Here is a 22,047-nt window from a genome sequence, read left to right on the forward strand (position 1 = left end):
AATGAATTATGGGAATCCGTAAATACAAGCCGACTACCCCGGGCCGTCGCGGCTCGAGCGTAGCCGACTTCTCCGAAATCACGCGATCGACTCCGGAAAAGTCGTTGCTGCGTCCGCTGCACAAGACTGGCGGCCGCAACAACACCGGTAAGATCACTACCCGTCACAAGGGTGGTGGACACAAGCGCCAGTACCGTCTGATCGACTTCCGTCGCCACGACAAGGACGGCGTCAACGCCCGCGTTGCCGAAATCGAGTACGATCCGAACCGCACGGCTCGCATCGCCCTCCTGCACTACGTTGATGGCACCAAGCGTTACATCATCGCCCCGAACAAGCTGTCCCAGGGTGACTTCGTCGAGGCAGGCCCTGACGCTGACATCAAGCCGGGCAACAACCTGCCGCTGCGCAACATCCCGGTTGGTACCACCATCCACGCAGTTGAACTGCGTCCGGGTGGCGGCGCCAAGATGGCCCGTTCCGCAGGTGCTTCGGTTCAGCTCGTCGCCAAGGAAGGCCGTTTCGCCCAGCTGCGTCTGCCCTCCGGTGAAATCCGCAACGTTGACGTGCGCTGCCGCGCAACCGTCGGCGAGGTCGGCAACGCCGAGCAGTCGAACATCAACTGGGGTAAGGCCGGCCGTATGCGCTGGAAGGGCGTTCGCCCGACCGTCCGTGGTGTCGCCATGAACCCGGTCGATCACCCGCACGGTGGTGGTGAAGGCAAGACTTCCGGTGGACGTCACCCGGTCAACCCGAACGGTAAGCGTGAAGGCCGCACCCGCCGCCCCAACAAAGAGAGCGACAAGCTTATTGTTCGTCGCCGCCGTACTGGCAAGAACAAGCGATAGGAGCCTGGACACATGCCACGCAGCCTGAAAAAAGGTCCTTTCGTAGACCAGCACCTCTTTGTAAAGGTCGCCAGGGAAAACGAAAAGGGCACCAAGAACGTCATCAAGACCTGGTCCCGCCGTTCGATGATCGTCCCGGACATGCTGGGTCACACGATTGCCGTTCACGATGGACGCAAGCACATTCCGGTGTTTGTCACTGAGTCGATGGTCGGGCACAAGCTCGGCGAATTCGCTCCCACGCGGACATTCCGCGGCCATGTCAAGGACGACCGTAAGGGCAAGCGCCGCTAAGGCGCTGGCTCTACGGCTTAGACGAGAGAAGGAAAGCAATGGAAGCCAAGGCTATTGCGCGTCACATCCGCGTAACGCCTATGAAGGCCCGGCGCGTCGTCAACCTTGTTCGTGGTAAGCAAGCGAATGAGGCTCTGGCAATTCTGAAGTTCGCCGAACAGGCAGCTTCGGAGCCGGTATTCAAGGTAGTTCAGTCGGCAATGGCAAACGCACGGGTCCTCGCGGACCGCGACGGCGTTGCCTTTGACGAAGGAGACCTCTACATCAGCGAAGCGTTTGTTGATGAAGGCCCGACCATGAAGCGGTTCCAGCCGCGTGCTCAGGGTCGCGCATTTCAGATCAAGAAGCGCACGAGCCACATCACCGTGGTAGTCGCTACCCCGGAGAAAGAGGAGGCTCGCTAAGTGGGACAGAAAGTAAACCCGCACGGGTTCCGACTCGGCATCACCACCGATCACGTATCGCACTGGTTTGCTGACAGCACCAAGGCTGGCCAGCGGTACAAGGACTTCGTCCGCGAAGACATCCGCATCCGCCAGCTCATGTCCACGGGCATGGAGCGCGCTGGTATCGCCAAGGTCGAAATCGAGCGCACCCGTGACCGTGTCCGCGTGGACATCCACACGGCTCGCCCGGGCATCGTCATCGGCCGCCGCGGTGCAGAAGCGGACCGCATTCGCGGCGAGCTCGAAAAGCTCACCGGCAAGCAGGTCCAGCTGAACATCCTCGAGGTCAAGAACCCCGAGATGGAAGCCCAGCTTGTTGCCCAGGGCGTTGCCGAGCAGCTGACTTCCCGCGTGGCTTTCCGCCGTGCGATGAAGAAGGCCATGCAGTCCGCACAGCGCGCGGGTGCCAAGGGTATCCGTATCGCTTGCTCCGGTCGACTGGGTGGTGCAGAAATGTCCCGCTCGGAGTTCTACCGCGAAGGCCGTGTGCCCCTGCACACCCTGCGTGCGAACATCGACTACGGCTTCTACGAGGCCAAGACCACCTTCGGCCGCATCGGCGTGAAGGTCTGGATCTACAAGGGCGACGTCACCGCCAAGGAACTGGCTCAGCAGGCAGCTGCTGCTCCGTCCCGCGGCCGCGGTCCCAGCGACCGCCCGGGCCGCCCGGGTGGCGCAGACCGTGGTGACCGCCGTCGTCGTACCGACCGTCCGGCAGCGGACGCAGCACCTGTTGCTGCGGAGGCTCCGGCAGCTGAAGCTGCTGCTCCCGCGGCAGAAGGAGGACAGGCTTAAATGCTTATCCCACGTCGAGTCAAGCACCGTAAGCAGCACCACCCGGGTCGTTCCGGCGCTGCAACGGGCGGCACCAAGGTCACTTTCGGTGAGTACGGCATCCAGGCCCTGAGCCCGGCCTACGTCACGAACCGTCAGATCGAGTCTGCCCGTATCGCGATGACCCGCCACATCAAGCGTGGCGGCAAGGTCTGGATCAACATCTATCCGGACCGTCCGCTGACGAAGAAGCCGGCCGAAACCCGCATGGGTTCCGGTAAGGGTTCTCCGGAATGGTGGGTCGCAAACGTCAAGCCGGGCCGGGTTCTCTTTGAGATCGCCGGTGTCGAAGAATCGGTTGCTCGCGAGGCACTGCGCCTGGCAATCCACAAGCTCCCGTTGAAGGCACGCATTCTGCGTCGCGAAGGTGGTGAATAGAAATGGCAGTAGGATCCAAGGAACTTGCATCCGCACAACTGGACGGTTTCGACAACGAGCGACTCGTTGAAGAACTCCGCAAGGCCAAGGAAGAGCTGTTCAACCTGCGTTTCCAGTCCGCCACCGGTCAGCTGGAGAACCACGGTCGTCTGCGCGCGGTAAAGAAGGACATCGCACGCATCTACACCGTTCTCCGTGAGCGCGAGCTGGGCATTCGTGCCGAGGTTGCCGCGCCGGTTGTGGAAGCCAAGGAAGAAAAGAAGTCCAAGAAGGCAGAAGCCAAGGCTGAAAGGGCCGAAGCTGAGGCTGGAGAGGACGCCAAGTGAGCGAACAGAAGGAAACTGTGACGGAAGCAGCAGCCAGCGCTGAACAGCGCGGTTACCGTAAGACGCGTCGCGGATACGTGGTCTCTGACAAGATGGAAAAGACCATCGTTATTCAGGTTGAAGACCGCGTGAAGCACGCTCTGTACGGCAAGGTCATTCGCCGCACCTCGAAGATCAAGGCTCACGACGAGCAGAACACTGCCGGCATCGGCGACCTCGTTCTGATCGCGGAGACCCGCCCGCTGTCCGCTACCAAGCGGTGGCGCCTGGTCGAGATCCTCGAAAAGGCTAAGTAATCCCGCGTCGGGCTTATGCCCGGCAGCGATATGGATTGGCAGGAAAGGCCCGTGTTCCGGAAGGAATGCGGGCCTTTCCGCGTTTCGGTCCTTAGCATAAAGCGTGCTAGGATATTGAGTTTGTATGGCGCCAGTTGTGCGTCGACAACTACCTCGTAAACAATCGTGCCGCGGCATACTGCCCCGCGCAGCTATTTCCGCAAGGGAAGCTGATGCTGGCGGCACGGGAGTTTAGGCTTGCTCTGGCAAAATCCAGGCAGGTCAAGAGACACCCCGATCATCCGTTCCGCAAGGCTCATTCCGTATGCTCCATTTCGGTCTGAGAACCGGCGCGACGCAAGGAGTAAAAATTGATTCAGCAGGAGTCGCGACTGAAGGTCGCCGACAACACGGGTGCTAAGGAAATCCTTACCATTCGCGTTCTCGGCGGATCCGGCCGTCGCTACGCAGGCATTGGCGACGTCATCGTCGCAACCGTCAAGGACGCTATCCCTGGCGGCAACGTAAAGAAGGGTGACGTCGTTAAGGCTGTCATCGTTCGTACCAAGAAGGAACGCCGCCGTGCGGATGGTTCCTACATCAAGTTTGACGAGAACGCAGCTGTGATTCTGAAGAACGACGGCGACCCCCGCGGTACCCGTATCTTCGGCCCGGTTGGTCGTGAGCTCCGTGACAAGAAGTTCATGAAGATCGTCTCCCTGGCCCCGGAGGTGCTTTAGTCCATGGCTAAAATCAAGAAGGGTGACCTCGTTCAGGTCATCACCGGTGCCAAGCAGGAGCGCGGCGGCGACCGCGGCAAGCAGGGCAAGGTTTTGCGCGTTTACCCGGAAGCGAACCGCGTTCTGGTAGAAGGCATCAACCGCGTCACCAAGCACACCAAGGTCGGTCAGTCGCAGCGCGGCACCAAGACTGGTGGGATCGAGGTCGTTGAGGCCTCGATTCACGTCTCCAACGTTGCTCTTGTTGACCCCTCGACCAAGAAGCCGACCCGCGTTGGTTTCCGCCTCGAGACCGTTGAGAAGGACGGCAACTCCAAGACCGTTCGTATCCGCGTGTCCAAGGCATCCGGGAAGGACATCTAATGACTGAGACTCTCGAGACTCCGGTGAAGATCGTTCCGCGTCTGAAGACGAAGTACGCCGATTCCATCAAGCAGACCCTGGTTGAGGAATTCAAGTACCAGAACGTGAACCAGGTTCCCCGCCTGGTGAAGGTTGTTGTGAACATGGGTGTTGGAGATGCCGCCAAGGACTCCAAACTGATCGACGGCGCTGTCCGCGACCTCACCCTGATCACCGGCCAGAAGCCACAGGTAACCAAGGCCCGCAAGTCCATCGCCCAGTTCAAGCTGCGCGAAGGCATGCCCATCGGTGCACACGCAACTCTGCGTGGAGACCGCATGTGGGAATTCGTGGACCGCCTCGTGACCCTCGCGCTGCCCCGTATCCGCGACTTCCGCGGCCTCAGCGGCAAGCAGTTCGACGGCAACGGCAACTACACCTTCGGTCTGACCGAGCAGGTTATGTTCCACGAGATCAACCAGGACTCCATCGACCGCGTACGCGGCATGGACATCACGGTTGTCACCACGGCAAAGACCGATGACGAAGGCCGCGCGCTGCTCAAGGCGCTTGGCTTCCCGTTCAAATCCGAAGACTAACAACTACGTAGTAGGTCCGGCCGCGGCTGCTTGATCAGCCAACGCGGAAACCATTACGAGGAAGGGCAAGAGCCCAAATGACTATGACAGATCCTGTCGCAGACATGCTTACGCGTCTGCGCAACGCCAACTCGGCATACCACGACACCGTGAGCATGCCGTACAGCAAGCTCAAGGCACGCGTTGCCGACATCCTGAAGGCAGAAGGCTACATCGCTGCCTGGAAGGAAGAGGAAGCCGAAGTCGGCAAGAAGCTGACCATCGACCTCAAGTTCGGTCCGAACCGCGAGCGTTCGATTGCTGGTGTCCGCCGCATTTCCAAGCCTGGTCTCCGCGTTTACGCGAAGTCCACCAACCTGCCTCACGTGCTGGGTGGCCTGGGTATCGCAATCCTGTCCACCTCTTCCGGCCTCCTGACTGACAAGCAGGCCGGCAAGAAGGGCGTGGGCGGCGAAGTCCTCGCGTACGTCTGGTAACGGGAAAGGAAGAGAATAATGTCACGTATTGGACGTCTCCCCATCACCGTTCCTGCCGGCGTTGAAGTCAAGGTTGATGGCTCTGTCATCAACGTCAAGGGCACCAAAGGCGAGCTGAGCCACACTGTAGCCAGCCCGATCGAGGTCACCTTGGACGAGAGCACCTTGACTGTCACCCGCCCGAACGACGAGCGCACTTCGCGTTCCCTGCACGGCCTGACCCGCACCCTGATCGCAAACATGATCGAGGGCGTCACCAAGGGCTACGAGAAGAAGCTTGAAATCGTAGGCACTGGTTACCGTGTTCAGGCCAAGGGTTCTGACCTTGAGTTCGCTCTCGGATTCAGCCACCCGGTCAATGTCTCCGCTCCGGAAGGCATCACCTTCACGGTGGAGGGGCCGACCAAGCTCTCCGTCGCTGGTATCTCCAAGCAGCAGGTCGGCGAGGTTGCTGCCAACATTCGCAAGCTGCGCAAGCCCGACCCCTACAAGGGCAAGGGTGTCCGTTACGCCGGCGAAGTTATCCGCCGCAAGGTCGGAAAGGCTGGTAAGTAAACCATGGCCATCGCAATTAACAAGAAGCGTACGAACAAGAGCAAGTCTGCTGCACGCAGCCGTCGCCAGCTTCGTATCCGCAAGCGCATCACCGGCACGGCTGTTCGTCCTCGTCTGGTCGTCAACCGCTCCGCACGCCACATCTTCGTCCAGGTTGTCGATGACAGCAAGGGTGTAACCGTGGCTTCCGCTTCCACGCTGGAAGCTGACCTTCGTGCACTCGATGGCGACAAGACTGCCAAGGCCAAGCGCGTCGGCGAGCTCGTTGCAGAGCGTGCCAAGGCTGCAGGCATTGAAGCTGTTGTCTTCGACCGCGGTGGTAACAAGTACCACGGCCGCATCGCCGCCGTCGCTGACGGTGCACGCGAAGGTGGGCTGGCACTGTGACCGTTGAGAATAACGAAAAGGACATTCAGGTGACTGAAGCTGCAGCTGCTGAGGCAACTGAGACCGCTGCTGCTACCGACGACCGCCGCGGCGGCCGTCGTGGCGAGCGTGGTGACCGTGGCCAGGGCCGCGGCGACCGTGGTGGCCGTGGTGGCCGCGACGGCGGTCGCGAGGCCGAGAAGAGCCAGTTCGTAGAGCGCGTTGTAACCATCAACCGTGTTGCCAAGGTCGTCAAGGGTGGTCGTCGCTTCAGCTTCACCGCCCTGGTGGTCGTCGGTGACGGTAACGGCATGGTTGGCGTTGGCTACGGCAAGGCCAAGGAAGTTCCGGCAGCTATTGCAAAGGGCGTTGAAGAGGCTAAGAAGTCCTTCTTCCGCGTTCCCCGCGTTGGCAGCAGCATCCCGCACCGCGTGCAGGGTGAGGCCGCAGCAGGCGTTGTCATGCTGCGTCCGGCTTCCCCCGGTACCGGTGTTATCGCCGGTGGTCCGGTCCGCGCGGTACTGGAATGCGTCGGTATCCACGACGTTCTCTCCAAGTCGCTCGGTTCCTCGAACGCCATCAACATCGTTCACGCGACTGTTGACGCCCTGAAGCGACTGGAAGAGCCCGCTTCCGTGGCAGCCCGCCGTGGCCTGCCGCTGGACGAGGTTGCTCCTCCTGCTCTGGTGCGCGCACTCCAGAACCAGAAGGCAGGTGTTTAGTCATGGCTAAGAACCTGACTCCCTCCGACGCTCAGTTGGAGATCACCCAGATCAAGGGCGTCATCGGCGCCAAGCAGAACCAGCGTGAAACCCTGCGGTCCCTCGGCCTCAAGCGCATCGGACACACTGTTGTCCGTACCGCTGATGCCGTGACTGTGGGAATGCTCAACACGGTTCCGCACCTCGTGAATGTAGAGGAGGCGAAGTAATGGCTGAGAACAAGACCGCCGCAGAGGCTGCCGACAAGCAGAACACTCTGAAGGTCCACCACCTGCGTCCCGCCCCGGGTGCCAAGACTGCCAAGACCCGTGTTGGTCGTGGTGAAGGCTCCAAGGGTAAGACCGCCGGTCGCGGTACCAAGGGTACGAAGGCGCGCTACCAGGTCAAGGCTGGCTTTGCCGGCGGCCAGTTGCCGCTGCACATGCGCCTGCCGAAGCTTCGCGGCTTCAAGAACCCGTTCCGGGTTGAGTTCCAGGTTGTAAACCTGGACAAGCTCAACGAGCTGTTCCCGGAAGGTGGCGTTGTCACCGTCGAGTCCCTGGTTGAGAAGGGTGCCGTTCGCAAGAACCAGCCCGTCAAGGTGCTGGGCACCGGCGACATCACCGTCAAGGTTGACGTCACTGCCCACGCTTTCTCTTCCAGCGCAGCTGAAAAGATTGCAGCAGCAGGCGGAACCACCACAGCCCTCTAAGGGCTCTGGGGCACATCCCGCTGTGAATCGACTCCCGGTGTGGGGGGCTTAGGCCCCCCACACCGGGAGTTTTTCGTGTGGAGCGACCCCCTCGATTGTTCGCATGGCGTGTGAAGCCGTTAGACTCGGGTGTTGGGTTTCAATGACCCCTTCGACACCCTTGGACTTTTAACTCAGGAGGACGCTTGCTAAGCGCATTCGGCCGGGCATTTCGGACGCCTGATCTGCGACGCAAGTTGTTGTTCACGCTGGGAATCATCACAATCTTCCGCTTGGGCGCTTTTATCCCCTCGCCTGGTGTGAGCTACCAAAATGTTCAACAATGTTTGTCAAGCAATCAGGACCAGGGCGGCCTCTACCAGCTCGTCAACCTTTTCAGCGGTGGTGCACTGCTGCAGGTTTCGATCTTTGCCCTGGGGATCATGCCGTACATCACGGCCAGCATCATCGTGCAGCTGCTCCGCGTGGTCATTCCGCGGTTCCAGCAACTATACGAAGAAGGTGCCTCGGGCCAGTCGAAGCTGACGCAGTACACGCGCTATCTAACCATCGCGCTGGGTCTGTTGAACGCCACCACCCTGGTGTCCCTGGCGCGCTCCGGGCAGCTGCTGCCCAACTGCCAGCTGCCCATCATCCCGGACACCAGCATCATCGCCACGATTCTCGTGGTCATCACGCTGACGGCCGGTACGGGCCTCATCATGTGGATGGGCGAACTGGTCACCGAGAAGGGCGTGGGCAACGGTATGTCGCTGCTCATCTTCACGTCCATCGCTGCCGGCTTCCCGACCTCCCTGGGTGCCATCTGGCGTTCCAAGGGCCCGGGTACCTTCTTCACGGTGTTGGCCATCGGCCTGGTGACCGTCGCTCTCGTAGTGTTCGTGGAGCAGTCCCAGCGGCGCATTCCGGTCCAGTACGCCAAGCGTATGATCGGCCGGCGCACCGTCGGCGGCACCAGCACCTACATCCCCATCAAAGTGAACATGGCCGGCGTCGTGCCCGTCATCTTCGCTTCCTCCATGCTCTACTTGCCCGGACTGATTGCACAGTTCAATCGGCCCAAGGCAGGAGAGTCACTGGCCCCGTGGGTTGAGTGGGTCAACAACAACCTCACCCGTGGCGACCACCCCATCTACATGGCGCTGTATTTCGTCATGATTGTTTTCTTCACGTACTTCTATGTCGCGATCACCTTCAACCCTGAAGAGGTCTCGGACAACATGAAGAAGTATGGCGGGTTCATTCCGGGCATCCGGGCGGGTAAACCGACCGCGGACTACCTGCAGTACGTGCTTTCCAGAATCACCCTCCCTGGCGCCCTTTACCTGGGCTTCGTGGCGTTGATTCCGCTGGTTGCACTCGTCCTGATCAACGCCAACCAGAACTTCCCGTTCGGTGGCACATCAATTCTGATCATGGTGGGTGTGGGCCTCGAAACCGTCAAGCAGATTGATGCGCAGCTACAACAACGTCACTACGAAGGGCTTTTGCGATGACGAGAATGCTGATCATTGGACCTCCGGGTTCGGGCAAGGGAACGCAGGCTGAGCGGATTTCCGAGCGCCTGGGCGTAGTCGCCATTTCCACGGGCGATATCTTCCGTGTAAACGTCAGGGGCGAAACCCCCCTAGGTATCGAAGCCAAGAAGTACATGGACGCCGGCGATTTCGTTCCGGACAGCGTGACCAACAAGATGGTCCGTGACCGCTTGAGCGAAGGCGACGTCGAAAACGGCTTCCTGCTTGACGGTTACCCACGCACCACTGCCCAGGTGGAATACCTGGACCAGATCCTTGCCGACACCGAAGAGAAGCTCGACGTCGTGCTTCAGCTGACGGCCGACGACGAGGAACTTGTTTCGCGCTTGCTGGGACGCGCCAAGGAGACCGGGCGCTCGGATGACAACGAAGGTGTCATCCGCCACCGCCTGGACCTCTACCACGAGCAGACGGAAGCCGTGGTGGCCAAGTACGCCGAACGTGGCATCCTGACCAAGGTTGATGGCATTGGCGGCATCGACGAGGTCACTGACCGCGTGTTGCTGGCCATCGAGGCGGCCAAGGCGGTCTAGTCCCGCAATACTTGCTGAAAGGGTGTGTCCTGGCGCCGTGAGCGCGGGACACACCCTTTTCTGTTCCCCCCCCTGCGCGGGGTCCAAAGCAGCGGTGCTTCCTGGATCGATCTCAGGGCCGGTTTCGGCCTGGGTCGCTGATGCCGGAAAATAGGGAAGACTTGGGACCGATCGGATCCCGCACCACACTACAAGAGGAGACCATGGCGTTCGGCCAGCCCCGCATCGAATACAAGTCCAACGAGCAAATGCGCAAGATGCACGAGGCCGGATTGGTCCTCAGCAGCGCCCTCGACGCGGCCGTTGGGGCTGCGAAACCCGGTGTCACCACGCGGGAGATCGACGCCGCCTTTGCGGCGGTTCTGATCGACGCTGGAGCCAAGTCGAACTTCCTCGGGTACCACGGCTTCCCTGCCACCATCTGCACCTCCGTCAACGAGGAAGTCGTCCACGGCATCCCCGGCGACCGTGTCCTGCAGGACGGGGACATCATTTCGATTGATGGCGGTGCGATTGTTGATGGTTGGCACTCCGACTCCGCACGGACCGTGATAGTTGGCACTGCCGACCCCGAAGACCAGCGGCTTTCGGACGTCACCCAGGCCGCCATGTGGCGTGGAATCGCTGCGTTGGCCAAGGGCAAGTTCGTCGGCGACATCGGAAACGCCGTGGACGACTACGTCTCTTCCGTGCCGGGGAAACCGCTGGGCATCTTGGAAGACTACGTAGGACACGGTATCGGTTCCGAGATGCACATGGCCCCTGACGTCTTGAACTTTCGCACCACGCATCGGGGCCCCAAGATCCGGCCGGGATTGTGCCTCGCCATTGAGCCCATGCTCGTCCGTGGCGGCATCGAAACCGTCACCCTCGACGACGAATGGACCGTGGTGACCACCGACGGCAAGCGTTCCTGCCAATGGGAGCACTCGGTCGCCGTGCACGAAAAGGGCATCTGGGTGCTTTCCGCCCCCGACGGCGGCGCAGAGCAGTTGGTGCCGCTCGGCGTCGTGCCCGTTCCGATTCCCTGATCAGACGCGGCTGCCCAACTAGCTCGCATTAGATGTCGTTCTGAACCGTCAAAACGACACTAACTGCGAGCTAGTTGGGCGGGGGGCAGCACTCGGCGCGTAGGGCCTTAGCTCTTGAGCTTGGGCTTCACGTCCTTGGTATAAATTCCGTCTAGGGTTGCCTTGAGGTCCGTCATGGTCGCTTTCACGTCGCCCTGCTGGGTGAGGATCTTCGCGGCGGCCTTGGCCATTTCCTGATCGGCACCGGGCAGGAACACGCGGGCGTTGTCCTGCACCTTGGTGACGGCGAGCTGATCCATGGCCGTCTTGATCTGGGGCGTCTTGGCGAGGACTGCGGTCATGTCCGCGGAGACACGGGTGGGCATGTAGCCCGTTGCGGCGGAGAAGGCTGCGGTGTTTTCCGGTTCGGTCATGAATTTCAGGAAGGTGGCAGCGGCGAGCTGGACCTCCTTGCTGACGCCGCTGGGAATGCCGAGGCCGGCGCCGCCCGTGGGGCAGACGTTGGTCTCAGCCTTGGGGCCGCCCGGCATGAAGCCGACGCCGACGTTGAACTTAGCGGACTTCAGCACGCCCAGCAGGTCACCAGTGGAGGAGATCGTGGTGGACGTAATGCCTGCGGCAAAGTCGTCCGCAGCGTTCTTGGAGGAAACGCCAGCCCACTTGTCCTTGTAGATCGAGTCCTGGGCCCACTGGAGGGCCGTGACGGACTCAGTGGAATCGCAGTTGAAGGTCCACCCATTGGACCAGCTGCCGCCCCAGCCCCACAGGTTGTTCTGCAGTGTCCAGCCGGCGTATCCGGCGAGGGCCGGGTAGATGTAGGCGTACTTCGCGCCCGAGCTGGCCTGTAGCTTGGGGGCCCACTCGGCAAATTCCTGCCAGGTCTTCGGCGCCCGGTCCGGAAGGCCGGCGGCTTTGAAGTGGTCCTTGTTGTAGTAGAAGAGCGGGGTGGAGCGGCCGTAGGGGAGCGCCCACTGCTTGTTGGCGTACTGGTAGTCCGCTACGAGGGACTTCTGGAAGTCATCAATTTTGAAGTCCAACTGCTTGATGAGTCCGTCCAACGGAATGATGTTGCCGTTGGTGTAGTAGCGGAACCACCAGACGTCGGAGAGCACCACGAGGCCGGGGAGGGCTGACTTAGCAGCCTGCGAAGTCTGGAACTTCTGGGCGATTTCCTCGTAGTTGGCGCCTGCCGTCACGAGGTTCACCTTGATGTCCGGGAACTTCGCCTGGAATTTGTCGATGATGGATTGCTCGACGGTCTGCGACTGTCCGGGGTGGCTGGTCCAAAAGTCGAACGAGCCCGCAGCCTTGACGCCGGTGAAGTCGATGTCTGAGGGTGCGCTGCTTGCAACGCTGCCGCCGGTTGACGGACCGCCGCAAGCCGCCAGAGCTGCGGCGCCGACTCCAAGTCCGGCGAGCCCCAGGAAGTTTCTACGGTCAAGATTCATTGCCATGGTTTGTCCTCTCAAGGATGCAAAGGTGGTGAGGTTTGGTTTGGAAGCTTCGGCCAGGCCGAAGTACGGCCGGGGTAGGCCGCGGGTGACGGTGGGGTGTTGCTAACCGGTGACGCTGCCCTGGGTGAGCCCGGCAACGATATAGCGTTGCAACGCGGCGAAGACCAGGAGGATGGGGATGATCACCAGGACTGCCCCGGCCATCAAGATCCCCCAGCCGGCGCCGTTTCCTTCTGAGTTCTGAAGCAGGGTCAGCCCGACCGGGAGGGTCATGGTTTCCGGTCGGTCCGTGATGATCAGCGGCCAGATGTAGTCGTTCCATTCGCTCACCACGGTGACGAGGGCCACGGTGGCGATGGAGGGGAGCGACACGGGGACGACGACTTGCCACAGCCTGCGCCAATGGCCCGCACCGTCGATTTCTGCGGCTTCGAGGATGGACCCCGGGAGCGTCTTGAAATGCTGGCGAAGGAGGAAGGTTCCGAAAGCCGTGCCGAGACCCGGAAGGATGATTCCCCACAAGGTGTTCTTGCCGCCCATTCCGGCAATCAAGATGTAGTTAGGGAGGATCGACACCTGCGGGGGAACCATCAGGGCCACGAGGATCACGACGAAGATGACGTTCTTGAACGGGAACCGGACAAACACCAGGGCGTAAGCCGTCAGAATAGCCAGGATCACCTTCACCGTGGAGCCCACAGCGGTGACGATCAGGCTGTTCAGGAAGAACCGTGCGAACGGCACCGTGGTCATGGCAGTGTGGTAATTCTCCAGGTTCAGGCCCTGCGGCAGGATTTTGAGATCCGTGGTGACGATCTCGCCGGGCTGCTTGAAGGAACTCAGCAACATCCACAACAGCGGCAGGACCACCACCAGGGTGGCCACGATCAGCGGGATGTAGCCTCCAGCCAGCGTCTGGACAAGGTTTGCGCGGGAGAATGGCCGGTCGCGGCGCACGGGGAGCTCCGGACCGCCGTCGGGAGCTTTCAGGGTCCCGACGCCGGTTGCGGGGTTGGGACTGACGGGAGAGAGCGTGCTCATGAGTAGTGCACCTTCCGTTCGACGAACCGCAGCTGGAGCACGGTGATGATGAGCAGGATGACGAAGAGCACCACTGAGATGGCGGCGGAGTACCCGGCGCGGTTGTAGGCTCCGAAGGCCTGAAGATAGGCCTCGTAGATCAGCGTGCTGGTGCCGTTGCCAAGCGGTGTCATGATGCGGATCAGGTCGAAGGCCTGCAGCGAGCTGATCATCGTGGTGATCAGCAGGAAGAACGTGGTGGGCGAGAGCAGCGGAACGGAAATGCTCATGAAGCGGCGGAAGCCGTTGGCGCCATCCAGGGAAGCTGCCTCCATGACATCCTTCGGGAGCGACTGGAGCCCTGCGAGGTACACGACGGCGCAGTAGCCCAGGTTCTTCCAGACGTAGACGATGATGACCATCACGAGCGAGAGCTGCGGATCGTTGATCCACTGGGGGCTTTGCTGGCCAATGCCCCGGAGCAACCAGGACAGCACGCCGTAACCGGGGTCGAAGATGAACAGCCACACGAGGCCAACACCTACGCCGCTGAGGACGTAGGGGGCAAAGACGGCAGAGCGCGCAAAGGTGGTGCCGCGTACCTTCGCGTTCAAGGCCAGGGCCACCAACAGGCCCAGCACCATGGAACCGCCGACAGTGACCACGGTGAAGACGAGGGTGGTGCCGAGTACTTGGGGGGCGTCGGAGCTAGTGAAGAAGTTGATGTAGTTGTCGAACCCCACAACGGTGGCCGACGCTGAGCCCAAGGTCCAGTCAAGGGTTGAGTAATACATGTTGTTGATCAAGGGCAGATACGTGAACACCGCGATCAGCGCCAAGTTCGGCAACGCCAGCGCCAGGAAAACAAAGAAGTCGCGACGGGTTCGGCCGGACCAACGTCCCCGGCGCGGAGGGGCCTGGACAGTCTGCGCGGGGGCCGCGGGGCTGCCAGTCAGTTGTCTTGTCATTGGAAGTCTCTAACGGTTTGCAGATATTGGGGCACGCCAGACTCCGTGGGTTGGGTGAAGGGGCGGCTAGTTTTACCTCACCACACGGGAGGACCTGTCAAGTCAAAAAGAGAGCCAACTCCGGGATTGTTGGACAAGCCTTCCGCGGTCGTTTACTCGATGTTCCGTAGAAGGTGGGGCCCTGTTTACATTCGAGGCACGACTACCGTTTGTGCAGAAGGAGCAGAATAGGCACATGACTTCCAAGATCACTGATGTGCCAGGAATCCGGGTGGGACATGTCCAGCGGATCGGCGATGGCTGGCTGAGCGGGGTGACCGTGGTCCTTCCGCCGCCGGGGACTGTTGGATCGGTGGATGTGCGCGGCGGCGGTCCGGGCACGCACGAGACGGATGCGCTTGACCCCACCACCCTGGTGTCCATAGTCGATGCTGTAGTGCTCACGGGTGGGAGCGCCTTCGGGTTGATCACGGCCCACGGTGCCCAGCGATGGTGCGAAGAGCAGGGGCGCGGTTTCGCCGTGCCCGGGGGAGTGGTGCCGATCGTTCCCGCCGCGGCGATCTTCGACTTGGGTCGCGGCGGCGACTTTGCCGCCCGACCGGACGAAGCCATGGGTTACGCAGCAGCGGCCGCGGCTGCAGCCTCAAGCGGGCACGCCGACGTCGTACGCGGAAACGCCGGCGCCGGCACGGGAGCAGTGATTGGCCGCGGCGCGTTCAAAGGGGGAGTGGGCACGTCCTCCATCACCCTTGACAACGGAGTGGTGGTGGGTGCGCTCGCAGTGGTGAACGCGCTGGGGATGCCTTTTGGCACGTCGCCCCGGTGGTCGGCGCCCGGGAACGCGAAAGCGGGGACGCCCCCGGCGTTGAACACCACGCTTGTTGTCGTCGCTACGAACGCGCTCCTCGACCCCGCCGAATGCAAGCGCACGGCGAGTGCGGCACATGCCGGACTCGCCCGGGCCCTGAGTCCTTCCCATACCCTCGCCGACGGCGACACTGTGTTCGCGCTGGCGACGGGCGCCGTCGGGCTTGACCGCAGTTCGGAGCAAGCGAGGCAGGTTTCGCTCATTACCTTGCAAAGCGCCGCGGCAGACGCCGTGCGCCTGGCTGTTCTTGACGGCGTCGCGTCCGCTGAAACAACGACGACGGCGGCAGGGACCTTCCCGTCCTACGGCGCGGTTTAGCGTGTTTAATGGGATTTCGCGACCCGGGGAAGAGTGACACCGTGCCGGTGTCTGCGCTAGCATGGGCGGATTTAACTTTCGCGCCGTATTGGCGTAGAGTTGTTTGTTGGTTGTCTGCGCAGCCACGCCCATTTAACAGGTCGCGAGTCCTGCTTTGTGGAGTGGCAGAAGCCGGACGGCCAAACAAACAAAAAACGTCCGCAGATTTTCCGGTGCCTAACCGGAGGATTGCGGCAAACAACAGTTAGCGGAGGATATGGCCAAGAAGGACGGGGTCATTGAGATCGAGGGCGTTGTGACTGAGGCGCTGCCCAATGCGATGTTTCGCGTTGAGCTCACCAACAAGCACATCGTTCTTGCACACATCTCGGGGAAGATGCGACAGCACTACATCAGGATTCTTCCTGAGGACCGCGTAGTGGTGGAGCTGAGCCCTTACGACCTCACACGTGGTCGCATCGTCTACCGCTACAAGTAATTGCTGGGCGGCAGCCTTGGGAAACCCGGGCGTAGCCGCAACAGCTGACCAACTGCAACACGCAAAGGAACGCCATGAAGGTCAAGCCGAGCGTTAAGCAGATCTGCGACAAGTGCAAAGTGATCCGCCGTAATGGCCGGGTCATGGTGATCTGCGAGAACCCGCGCCACAAGCAGCGCCAGGGCTAATTCCCCGCAAGGGAACTAGCGCCCGCGAGGGCAACCTGGGTTGCTAACCCACGCAAGTAAATAAAGGCAGCACAAGCTGAATTGGGACGTATAGAGCCCGGACAGCTAACCCCCGGTCGGAGGCTGGGGCCGCACTGAAAGTGCGGGTGTACTGCCTACGACCTCCGGTTTATTCAAGGAGTACTGCCACTATGGCTCGTCTCGCTGGCGTAGACATTCCCCGCGAAAAGCGGTTGGAAATTGCGCTTACTTACATCTACGGCGTGGGCAAGACCCGTGCACACGAAACCCTGGCTGCCACCGGCATCAGCGCTGACGTTCGCGTCAAGGACCTGACTGACGCCGAGCTGGTCCAGCTGCGTGACTACATTGAAGGCAACTACAAGGTTGAGGGTGACCTTCGCCGCGAAGTAGCAGCAGATATCCGCCGCAAGGTTGAGATCGGCAGCTATGAAGGCCTGCGTCACCGCAAGGGCCTGCCCGTACGCGGTCAGCGTACGAAGACCAACGCTCGTACCCGCAAGGGCCCGAAGCGTACCGTCGCCGGCAAGAAGAAAGCCGGCCGCTAGAAATAGCTGCTGACTTTCCCCCGATAACTTTCTGTAGGAGAAATAATGCCCCCGAAGACTCGTGGCGCGGTTCGCAAGCCGCGTAAGAAGGACAAGAAGAATATCGCGCTTGGCCAGGCGCACATCAAGAGCACCTTTAACAACACCATCGTGTCCATCACGGACCCGAACGGTGCTGTAATCTCCTGGGCTTCCGCCGGTGAGGTTGGATTCAAGGGCTCCCGTAAGTCCACCCCGTTCGCCGCCCAGATGGCTGCCGAGGCTGCTGCAAAGCGCGCCCAGGAGCACGGTCTGCGCAAAGTCGACGTTTTCGTCAAGGGACCGGGATCCGGACGCGAGACCGCAATCCGTTCGCTGCAGGCCGCTGGCCTCGAGGTTGGCTCCATCCAGGACGTCACCCCCAGCGCCCACAACGGTTGCCGCCCGCCGAAGCGCCGCCGCGTCTAATTGGCTTCTTGGCCTTTGCCGGCCGGGTCCGCTGCGGAACAGTTTGACTGTTCCGCAGCGCCCGGCCGGCAAAGCCGGAACCAAGCCGATTTCCACCACCTGTGTTGCGTCATATAGCGGATGCTCGCCGAAAGGAAACCTAAGTGCTCATTGCACAGCGCCCCACTCTGTCTGAAGAAGTAGTCTCCGAGAACCGCTCGCGTTTCATCATTGAACCGCTGGAACCTGGCTTCGGCTACACCCTCGGAAACTCCCTCCGCCGTACCCTGCTCTCTTCCATCCCCGGTGCCGCTGTAACCAGCATCCGGATCGATGGCGTGCTGCACGAGTTCACCACGGTTCCGGGTGTCAAGGAAGATGTCACTGAGATCATCCTGAACATCAAGAGCCTCTCCGTGTCCTCCGAGCACGATGAGCCGGTTGTTGCATACCTGCGCAAGCAGGGCCCCGGAATCGTCACCGCCGCGGACATTGCTCCGCCGGCCGGCGTCGAATTCCACAACCCGGATCTGCACATTGCCACGCTGAACTCGAAGGGCAAGTTCGAACTCGAACTGACCATCGAACGCGGCCGCGGCTACGTTTCGGCAGCTCAGAACAAGTCCGGAGACTCCGAGATCGGCCGTATTCCGGTCGACTCGATCTACTCGCCGGTCTTGAAGGTAACCTTCCGCGTGGAAGCTACCCGTGTTGAGCAGCGCACTGACTTCGACAAGCTGATTGTCGACGTCGAGACCAAGCAGGCTATCGCCCCGCGCGATGCCGTTGCCTCGGCAGGCACCACCCTGGTGGAGCTGTTCGGTCTGGCCCGCGAGCTGAACACCGCAGCTGAAGGTATCGAGATTGGCCCGTCGCCAACGGATGCTGCCTTGGCAGCTGACATGGCACTGCCGATCGAGGATCTGGACCTCACCGTCCGTTCCTACAACTGCCTCAAGCGTGAGGGCATCCACACCGTGGGTGAACTCGTTGCCCGCTCCGAGGCTGACCTGATGGACATCCGCAACTTCGGTGCGAAGTCCATCGATGAGGTCAAGGCAAAGCTGGTTGAACTGGGTCTGTCCCTCAAGGACTCCCCTCCCGGTTTCGACCTGGCAGCCCGCGCCGCAGCCATCGAAGAGGACGACGCCGCGTTCAGCGACGACGAGCTCTAACAAGCAGATCTTGGCCACCGAGTCCACGTTCGGACCCGGCCGGCCTTCATTACAGGAGAAATTACTATGCCTACCCCCACTAAGGGTCCGCGCCTCGGAGGCGGTCCGGCTCACGAGCGCCTGATGCTCGCGAACCTGGCAGCAGCGCTGTTCGAGCACAAGCGCATCACCACGACGGTCACCAAGGCCAAGCGCCTGAAGCCGTACGCAGAGCGCCTCGTGACCTTCGCCAAGCGCGGCGACCTGTCCTCCCGCCGTCGCGTGCTCGGCCTGATCAGCGACAAGGGCATCGTCCACGAGCTGTTCACCGACATCGCCGGCGCCGTTGCCAACCGCGATGGTGGCTACACCCGCATCACCAAGATCGGCAACCGCAAGGGCGACAACGCTCCCATGGCTGTCATCGAACTGGTCCTTGAGCCGGTTTCCCCGAAGCAGGCTGTGGTTGCCGAGGCAGCCGCCGCTGCCAAGCGCGACGCTGAGAAGGCTGCTCCGGCTGCCGAAGAAGCTGCTCCAGTTGCCGAGGAAGAGGTCGTTGAGACCGAAACCGCCGAGACTGAAGCCGTCGAGACTGAGGCTCCTGAAGCTGAAGCTGCTGAAACCGAAGAGGCTCCGGTCGCTGAGGAAAAGAAGTAATTCGCTGAATTCTTCACAGTAGACTTAAGTCTATGAACGATCGAAAACCCGCAGCCCCCGTTTTGGGGGGCGGCGGGTTTTTGCGTGTCCGGATGGATCTTTCGTACGACGGCGGCCCTTTCAATGGTTGGGCCCTGCAGCCGGGTCTGCGGACAGTGCAGGGTTCACTCGAAGAGGGGCTGGCGTTGATCGTGCGGCGTCCCGTGCGGGTCACCGTGGCTGGCCGCACCGACGCCGGTGTGCATGCACGGGGACAAGTGGTGCACATCGATCTGTCTGAGGCCGAGTGGAACGGACTCCCGAGGGGTCGCGAGATTGACCCCGCCGCTGCGCTGCTCCGGAGGCTTCGGGGAGCCTTGAGCCGCGTCCTGCGGGATGAAACCGGCGCCATTGAAGTGCACGACGTCGGACTCGCGCCTGAGGGCTTCGACGCCCGGTTCTCGGCATTGTGGCGCCGTTACAGCTACCGGATTGCCGATGGCCCGGAACGCTGGGACCCTGTCCTGCGCAGGTTGACCTTGTGGCACAAGTCCTCGTTGGACGAGGGTGCCATGAATGTGGGCGCCGCGGCGCTGTTGGGGCTCCAGGACTTCCGCGCATACTGCAAGCCCCGAGAGGGAGCTACCACTATCCGAGAATTGCAGCGGCTTGAGTTCGTGCGCGGCAGCGACGGCGTGCTGGTGGCCAATGTGCAGGCCGATGCCTTTTGCCACAACATGGTGCGGGCCTTGGTGGGATCGGCATTGAGTGTGGGGGAGGGCCTGGAAAGTCCGGAGTGGCTGCACGAGCGCCTGCTCGCGGGAGTCAGGGACGCCAAGTCGGTGCTGGCAGCGCCGCATCCCTTGGTTCTTGAGGAAGTTGCCTACCCGTCCGACGACGAACTGTTTGCGCGGGCCGAGCTGACCCGGGCCCGGCGGGAGTAAGTTTGGGGGCCTGTTGTCCGGGCTTGGTCTCCCAGATGCCGCCCTGACGTTGGACGGCCCCCTCCCGGCTCTGGGTACCGTGGAGGGGGCCTGCGAAGACCACCCGCGGGTCTGGGTATCGCGGGTGGTCGGTTTGAAGGCGCCCCAGATGCGCCGAGTTCATTTTCGAAGACCCATAAGGCACTCCGAGAGCCGTCCTAGGTAAACGCCGCTATGATGTTGATGGCTGCGGGGCCCAGCAGGACGATGAACAACACCGGGAAGATGCAGAAGATGAGCGGGAAGAGCACCTTTACAGGAAGCTTCATAGCCTTTTCCTCGGCTCGCTGCCGACGCTTGACTCTGGCTTGCTTCGCCTGCGTGCGGAGGATATTCGCGATGCCAATTCCGTATTTGTCTGCTTGAATGACCGCCCTAACAAAACTTCGAACGTCTGGGACTGTGGTTCTGGTAGCAAGTGCTTCGTAGGATTCCTGGCGCGGGCGTCCGACTTGGATGTCCTGTAGTGTTCGAGTGAGTTCCTGGGCCAGGGGCCCATTACCGTTGGTTCCGGCCCTTGCCATGGCCGATTCGAACCCAAGTCCCGCCTCAACCGCGATCAGCATCTGATCCAGGGTATTCGGGAGTTCCAACTCGATCGCTTGTTGACGCTTGATCCCCTTGTTGTAGATCAGCAGGTCCGGTGCGAAGTAGAGAAAAAGCGTCAAGAAGATCGCAAGGCCGAGGTTCGTCGACGACGGTGAATTGCTGAATAGAAGAAGACCGACCAAGGCTCCAGCCAGTGATGCGATGGGTTTCGAGATGATCAATTTCTCAAGCGGCATGGATTCGGGGCGTCCCGCCATCGCAAGCCAACGGTCAAGTTTCGCTTCATAGCTTCGGGGGGTCACTCGCTTCGATACCCCCAATAGCAAGGACGTGCGTTGAACGTCCGAACTACCGGCCCTGACCAGGCCGGTTCCGAGATTGGTTTGGACAGCCAAGGCGCCTTTTCTGTCCAAAGTGACAAGGACCCACGTGAAGTAGGCCAAAGGCAGCACAATAGCCGCAATGATTAGCCAGGCTATGGGAGTCATGGCAGTTCTCCTTAGAACTTAATCTTGATGACGCGGCTCATCCAGAAACCGCCGACGATGAAGAGCAGACAACTCACTGCAAGCATGACCATTCCAATCGGATTCTGGAACAACACGTCGAGGTAGCCGGGATTCACTACTCTCATGAACAGTCCGACGCCTACGGGAAGGGCCATCAGGATGTAGGCAGACATCTTTCCCTCGGCGCTTAGGGAACGAACATGTCCCTTGATTTCACTTCGCTCGCGAATGGTTGACGCGACCTGCTCAAGAACCTCGGCCAAATCGCCGCCGACTTCACGGTTGATCTGGATCGCCTGACCGATCCAACGGAAATCCTCGCTCTGCATACGGTCAGCGCACTCATCTAAGGCCTGCCGCGCATCCATGCCGATGCGAGTTTCGTTCACGATCCGGCCGAATTCTTCTGAGCTCGGAGCATCAGCCTCCAGCGCGGCGGCTTCTATGGAGCGCATTACACTGTGTCCGGCGCGCAGCCCACCGATAAGCATTTGGATGGAATCGGTCATTTGACCATCGAATTTCCCGCGCCGTTTGTCGGTAAGCATTCCCAACACAATTCTTGCCAGGAACGGAGTCGCCACAGCAGCAACAACGCCGATGAACCAATTGACGATCAGGATTCCAAGAACGCCTGCGACGAGGGCACCTGCGGAGACGAGCACGGTGAAATCTGCAGGAGTCATTTTCACGCCTGCGTTGTAAAGTACCGCACGGTTGTACGGGCCACCCGATTCGCCAAGAACCCCAGCTACTGCGTCGGCTGCGGACTGGGAAACTTTGCTGATAGCGGATTGCTCAACCTGGCGGCCCAAGCGCCGGCGATTGAGCGGAAGCGAACCATGGTGTGGCTTGAATGCAACAAATAGCAACACGAGCAGAGACGCGAGACAGAGCGTCAAGCCCAGCACTGGAACCGTTAGGGCGGTCATG

32 protein-coding genes are annotated in these 22,047 nt (G+C 61.1%); 27 read left to right on the forward strand and 5 right to left on the reverse strand.

The features are described from left to right. Positions 1–8 precede the first annotated feature (8 nt). From rplB to map, 19 genes are all read left to right on the forward strand, one after another. Positions 9–848, forward strand: a complete 840-nt coding sequence (gene rplB / locus OOZ51_RS10055; protein WP_028265104.1) for a 50S ribosomal protein L2 — start codon at positions 9–11, stop codon at positions 846–848. Between the two features lie 12 nt (positions 849–860). Then, a complete protein-coding gene (gene rpsS, locus OOZ51_RS10060) occupies positions 861–1,142 on the forward strand; it encodes a 30S ribosomal protein S19 (RefSeq protein WP_018773666.1) in 282 nt (93 codons plus the stop codon). Between the two features lie 38 nt (positions 1,143–1,180). Beyond that, a complete protein-coding gene (rplV, locus tag OOZ51_RS10065) occupies positions 1,181–1,546 on the forward strand; it encodes a 50S ribosomal protein L22 (protein ID WP_028265103.1) in 366 nt (121 codons plus the stop codon). Next, positions 1,547–2,383, forward strand: a complete 837-nt coding sequence (gene rpsC / locus OOZ51_RS10070) for a 30S ribosomal protein S3 (protein ID WP_028265102.1) — start codon at positions 1,547–1,549, stop codon at positions 2,381–2,383. Beyond that, the gene (gene rplP, locus OOZ51_RS10075; RefSeq protein ID WP_234749058.1) at positions 2,384–2,800 is read left to right on the forward strand and encodes a 50S ribosomal protein L16; all 417 of its coding nucleotides are present in this window, start codon (positions 2,384–2,386) and stop codon (positions 2,798–2,800) included. Positions 2,801–2,802: 2 nt separating this feature from the next. Further along, positions 2,803–3,126, forward strand: coding sequence for a 50S ribosomal protein L29 (gene rpmC, locus OOZ51_RS22400; protein ID WP_323054726.1), 324 nt, complete (start codon positions 2,803–2,805; stop codon positions 3,124–3,126). Next, a complete protein-coding gene (rpsQ, locus tag OOZ51_RS10085) occupies positions 3,123–3,422 on the forward strand; it encodes a 30S ribosomal protein S17 (protein WP_323054727.1) in 300 nt (99 codons plus the stop codon). Before rpmC ends, rpsQ begins: the two co-directional genes overlap by 4 nt. A gap of 350 nt (positions 3,423–3,772) precedes the next feature. Next, the gene (rplN, locus tag OOZ51_RS10090; RefSeq protein ID WP_003803789.1) at positions 3,773–4,141 is read left to right on the forward strand and encodes a 50S ribosomal protein L14; all 369 of its coding nucleotides are present in this window, start codon (positions 3,773–3,775) and stop codon (positions 4,139–4,141) included. A gap of 3 nt (positions 4,142–4,144) precedes the next feature. Beyond that, the gene (gene rplX / locus OOZ51_RS10095; RefSeq protein ID WP_265979327.1) at positions 4,145–4,504 is read left to right on the forward strand and encodes a 50S ribosomal protein L24; all 360 of its coding nucleotides are present in this window, start codon (positions 4,145–4,147) and stop codon (positions 4,502–4,504) included. Further along, a complete protein-coding gene (gene rplE / locus OOZ51_RS10100; RefSeq protein WP_265979328.1) occupies positions 4,504–5,082 on the forward strand; it encodes a 50S ribosomal protein L5 in 579 nt (192 codons plus the stop codon). Before rplX ends, rplE begins: the two co-directional genes overlap by 1 nt. 77 nt (positions 5,083–5,159) lie before the next feature. After that, complete coding sequence (gene rpsH, locus OOZ51_RS10105; protein WP_028265096.1) at positions 5,160–5,558, forward strand: 30S ribosomal protein S8; 399 nt, start codon at positions 5,160–5,162, stop codon at positions 5,556–5,558. Between the two features lie 18 nt (positions 5,559–5,576). Further along, the gene (rplF, locus tag OOZ51_RS10110) at positions 5,577–6,113 is read left to right on the forward strand and encodes a 50S ribosomal protein L6 (protein WP_236812277.1); all 537 of its coding nucleotides are present in this window, start codon (positions 5,577–5,579) and stop codon (positions 6,111–6,113) included. A gap of 3 nt (positions 6,114–6,116) precedes the next feature. Next, positions 6,117–6,500 carry a 50S ribosomal protein L18 gene (rplR, locus tag OOZ51_RS10115; protein WP_265979331.1) on the forward strand — a complete coding sequence of 128 codons (384 nt, stop codon included), beginning with the start codon at positions 6,117–6,119 and terminating at the stop codon, positions 6,498–6,500. Between the two features lie 29 nt (positions 6,501–6,529). Next, the gene (gene rpsE / locus OOZ51_RS10120) at positions 6,530–7,201 is read left to right on the forward strand and encodes a 30S ribosomal protein S5 (protein ID WP_265979332.1); all 672 of its coding nucleotides are present in this window, start codon (positions 6,530–6,532) and stop codon (positions 7,199–7,201) included. Between the two features lie 2 nt (positions 7,202–7,203). Continuing rightward, positions 7,204–7,410 (forward strand): 50S ribosomal protein L30, encoded by a 207-nt coding sequence (gene rpmD / locus OOZ51_RS10125; protein ID WP_059387371.1) that lies wholly within the window; start codon positions 7,204–7,206, stop codon positions 7,408–7,410. Next, on the forward strand, positions 7,410–7,892 hold the full coding sequence (gene rplO / locus OOZ51_RS10130; protein WP_184740612.1) for a 50S ribosomal protein L15: 483 nt from the start codon (positions 7,410–7,412) through the stop codon (positions 7,890–7,892). Before rpmD ends, rplO begins: the two co-directional genes overlap by 1 nt. Positions 7,893–8,077: 185 nt before the next feature. Next, on the forward strand, positions 8,078–9,388 hold the full coding sequence (gene secY / locus OOZ51_RS10135; RefSeq protein ID WP_265979335.1) for a preprotein translocase subunit SecY: 1,311 nt from the start codon (positions 8,078–8,080) through the stop codon (positions 9,386–9,388). A 5-nt stretch (positions 9,389–9,393) separates the two neighbouring features. Further along, positions 9,394–9,963 carry an adenylate kinase gene (locus tag OOZ51_RS10140; protein WP_265979376.1) on the forward strand — a complete coding sequence of 190 codons (570 nt, stop codon included), beginning with the start codon at positions 9,394–9,396 and terminating at the stop codon, positions 9,961–9,963. Between the two features lie 203 nt (positions 9,964–10,166). Then, entirely contained in the window at positions 10,167–10,994 is an 828-nt protein-coding gene (gene map / locus OOZ51_RS10145) for a type I methionyl aminopeptidase (RefSeq protein WP_265979336.1), read from the forward strand. 107 nt (positions 10,995–11,101) lie between these two features. Here the strand turns inward: map and OOZ51_RS10150 are convergent, their stop codons facing one another. The 3 genes from OOZ51_RS10150 to OOZ51_RS10160 all read right to left on the reverse strand — a co-directional run bounded on the left by OOZ51_RS10150 (position 11,102) and on the right by OOZ51_RS10160 (position 14,436). Next, on the reverse strand, positions 11,102–12,448 hold the full coding sequence (locus OOZ51_RS10150) for an ABC transporter substrate-binding protein (protein WP_265979337.1): 1,347 nt from the start codon (positions 12,446–12,448) through the stop codon (positions 11,102–11,104). Positions 12,449–12,550: 102 nt separating this feature from the next. Continuing rightward, positions 12,551–13,489 (reverse strand): carbohydrate ABC transporter permease, encoded by a 939-nt coding sequence (locus OOZ51_RS10155; RefSeq protein WP_265979339.1) that lies wholly within the window; start codon positions 13,487–13,489, stop codon positions 12,551–12,553. Beyond that, on the reverse strand, positions 13,486–14,436 hold the full coding sequence (locus OOZ51_RS10160; protein WP_265979341.1) for a carbohydrate ABC transporter permease: 951 nt from the start codon (positions 14,434–14,436) through the stop codon (positions 13,486–13,488). The genes OOZ51_RS10155 and OOZ51_RS10160 overlap by 4 nt, the downstream gene beginning before the upstream one ends. A 235-nt stretch (positions 14,437–14,671) precedes the next feature. Between OOZ51_RS10160 and OOZ51_RS10165 the strand changes: the two genes are divergently transcribed. From OOZ51_RS10165 to OOZ51_RS10200, 8 genes are all read left to right on the forward strand, one after another. Then, entirely contained in the window at positions 14,672–15,622 is a 951-nt protein-coding gene (locus tag OOZ51_RS10165) for a P1 family peptidase (RefSeq protein WP_265979342.1), read from the forward strand. A gap of 256 nt (positions 15,623–15,878) precedes the next feature. After that, complete coding sequence (gene infA / locus OOZ51_RS10170; protein WP_009358723.1) at positions 15,879–16,100, forward strand: translation initiation factor IF-1; 222 nt, start codon at positions 15,879–15,881, stop codon at positions 16,098–16,100. 74 nt (positions 16,101–16,174) lie between these two features. Then, positions 16,175–16,288 (forward strand): 50S ribosomal protein L36, encoded by a 114-nt coding sequence (gene rpmJ / locus OOZ51_RS10175; protein ID WP_011775570.1) that lies wholly within the window; start codon positions 16,175–16,177, stop codon positions 16,286–16,288. Positions 16,289–16,479: 191 nt separating this feature from the next. Then, positions 16,480–16,857 carry a 30S ribosomal protein S13 gene (gene rpsM / locus OOZ51_RS10180; RefSeq protein ID WP_011775569.1) on the forward strand — a complete coding sequence of 126 codons (378 nt, stop codon included), beginning with the start codon at positions 16,480–16,482 and terminating at the stop codon, positions 16,855–16,857. Between the two features lie 45 nt (positions 16,858–16,902). Beyond that, positions 16,903–17,304: a 30S ribosomal protein S11 gene (rpsK, locus tag OOZ51_RS10185; protein ID WP_028265083.1), complete on the forward strand. Its 402-nt coding sequence runs from the start codon at positions 16,903–16,905 to the stop codon at positions 17,302–17,304. Between the two features lie 143 nt (positions 17,305–17,447). Continuing rightward, complete coding sequence (locus OOZ51_RS10190) at positions 17,448–18,458, forward strand: DNA-directed RNA polymerase subunit alpha (RefSeq protein ID WP_265979357.1); 1,011 nt, start codon at positions 17,448–17,450, stop codon at positions 18,456–18,458. A 66-nt stretch (positions 18,459–18,524) separates the two neighbouring features. Further along, positions 18,525–19,094: a 50S ribosomal protein L17 gene (rplQ, locus tag OOZ51_RS10195; RefSeq protein WP_265979358.1), complete on the forward strand. Its 570-nt coding sequence runs from the start codon at positions 18,525–18,527 to the stop codon at positions 19,092–19,094. 32 nt (positions 19,095–19,126) lie between these two features. Continuing rightward, positions 19,127–20,017 carry a tRNA pseudouridine synthase A gene (locus OOZ51_RS10200; RefSeq protein ID WP_265979359.1) on the forward strand — a complete coding sequence of 297 codons (891 nt, stop codon included), beginning with the start codon at positions 19,127–19,129 and terminating at the stop codon, positions 20,015–20,017. 197 nt (positions 20,018–20,214) lie between these two features. Here OOZ51_RS10200 and OOZ51_RS10205 read toward each other — a convergent pair whose 3' ends face one another. Both OOZ51_RS10205 and OOZ51_RS10210 read right to left on the reverse strand, forming a co-directional pair. Further along, a complete protein-coding gene (locus tag OOZ51_RS10205; protein ID WP_265979360.1) occupies positions 20,215–21,093 on the reverse strand; it encodes a type II secretion system F family protein in 879 nt (292 codons plus the stop codon). A gap of 11 nt (positions 21,094–21,104) precedes the next feature. After that, positions 21,105–22,046 (reverse strand): type II secretion system F family protein, encoded by a 942-nt coding sequence (locus OOZ51_RS10210; RefSeq protein WP_265979361.1) that lies wholly within the window; start codon positions 22,044–22,046, stop codon positions 21,105–21,107. Between the last annotated feature and the right edge of the window lies 1 nt (position 22,047).

The organism is Arthrobacter rhizophilus, from assembly GCF_026241105.1.
GTDB lineage: Bacteria > Actinomycetota > Actinomycetes > Actinomycetales > Micrococcaceae > Arthrobacter.

Excerpts from the sequence above, each read along its gene's own strand:
- rplB (WP_028265104.1), top strand. The coding sequence starts at position 9 with ATGGGAATCCGTAAATACAAGCCGACTACCCCGGGCCGTCGCGGCTCG.
- rpsS (WP_018773666.1), top strand. The coding sequence starts at position 861 with ATGCCACGCAGCCTGAAAAAAGGTCCTTTCGTAGACCAGCACCTCTTT.
- rplV (WP_028265103.1), top strand. The coding sequence starts at position 1,181 with ATGGAAGCCAAGGCTATTGCGCGTCACATCCGCGTAACGCCTATGAAG.
- rplP (WP_234749058.1), top strand. The coding sequence starts at position 2,384 with ATGCTTATCCCACGTCGAGTCAAGCACCGTAAGCAGCACCACCCGGGT.
- rpmC (WP_323054726.1), top strand. The coding sequence starts at position 2,803 with ATGGCAGTAGGATCCAAGGAACTTGCATCCGCACAACTGGACGGTTTC.
- rplX (WP_265979327.1), top strand. The coding sequence starts at position 4,145 with ATGGCTAAAATCAAGAAGGGTGACCTCGTTCAGGTCATCACCGGTGCC.
- rplE (WP_265979328.1), top strand. The coding sequence starts at position 4,504 with ATGACTGAGACTCTCGAGACTCCGGTGAAGATCGTTCCGCGTCTGAAG.
- rpsH (WP_028265096.1), top strand. The coding sequence starts at position 5,160 with ATGACTATGACAGATCCTGTCGCAGACATGCTTACGCGTCTGCGCAAC.
- rplF (WP_236812277.1), top strand. The coding sequence starts at position 5,577 with ATGTCACGTATTGGACGTCTCCCCATCACCGTTCCTGCCGGCGTTGAA.
- rplR (WP_265979331.1), top strand. The coding sequence starts at position 6,117 with ATGGCCATCGCAATTAACAAGAAGCGTACGAACAAGAGCAAGTCTGCT.
- rpmD (WP_059387371.1), top strand. The coding sequence starts at position 7,204 with ATGGCTAAGAACCTGACTCCCTCCGACGCTCAGTTGGAGATCACCCAG.
- rplO (WP_184740612.1), top strand. The coding sequence starts at position 7,410 with ATGGCTGAGAACAAGACCGCCGCAGAGGCTGCCGACAAGCAGAACACT.
- OOZ51_RS10140 (WP_265979376.1), top strand. The coding sequence starts at position 9,394 with ATGCTGATCATTGGACCTCCGGGTTCGGGCAAGGGAACGCAGGCTGAG.
- map (WP_265979336.1), top strand. The coding sequence starts at position 10,167 with ATGGCGTTCGGCCAGCCCCGCATCGAATACAAGTCCAACGAGCAAATG.
- OOZ51_RS10150 (WP_265979337.1), bottom strand. The coding sequence starts at position 12,448 with ATGGCAATGAATCTTGACCGTAGAAACTTCCTGGGGCTCGCCGGACTT.
- OOZ51_RS10155 (WP_265979339.1), bottom strand. The coding sequence starts at position 13,489 with ATGAGCACGCTCTCTCCCGTCAGTCCCAACCCCGCAACCGGCGTCGGG.
- OOZ51_RS10160 (WP_265979341.1), bottom strand. The coding sequence starts at position 14,436 with ATGACAAGACAACTGACTGGCAGCCCCGCGGCCCCCGCGCAGACTGTC.
- OOZ51_RS10165 (WP_265979342.1), top strand. The coding sequence starts at position 14,672 with ATGACTTCCAAGATCACTGATGTGCCAGGAATCCGGGTGGGACATGTC.
- infA (WP_009358723.1), top strand. The coding sequence starts at position 15,879 with ATGGCCAAGAAGGACGGGGTCATTGAGATCGAGGGCGTTGTGACTGAG.
- rpmJ (WP_011775570.1), top strand. The coding sequence starts at position 16,175 with ATGAAGGTCAAGCCGAGCGTTAAGCAGATCTGCGACAAGTGCAAAGTG.
- rpsM (WP_011775569.1), top strand. The coding sequence starts at position 16,480 with ATGGCTCGTCTCGCTGGCGTAGACATTCCCCGCGAAAAGCGGTTGGAA.
- rpsK (WP_028265083.1), top strand. The coding sequence starts at position 16,903 with ATGCCCCCGAAGACTCGTGGCGCGGTTCGCAAGCCGCGTAAGAAGGAC.
- rplQ (WP_265979358.1), top strand. The coding sequence starts at position 18,525 with ATGCCTACCCCCACTAAGGGTCCGCGCCTCGGAGGCGGTCCGGCTCAC.
- OOZ51_RS10200 (WP_265979359.1), top strand. The coding sequence starts at position 19,127 with ATGAACGATCGAAAACCCGCAGCCCCCGTTTTGGGGGGCGGCGGGTTT.
- OOZ51_RS10205 (WP_265979360.1), bottom strand. The coding sequence starts at position 21,093 with ATGACTCCCATAGCCTGGCTAATCATTGCGGCTATTGTGCTGCCTTTG.
- OOZ51_RS10210 (WP_265979361.1), bottom strand. The coding sequence starts at position 22,046 with ATGACCGCCCTAACGGTTCCAGTGCTGGGCTTGACGCTCTGTCTCGCG.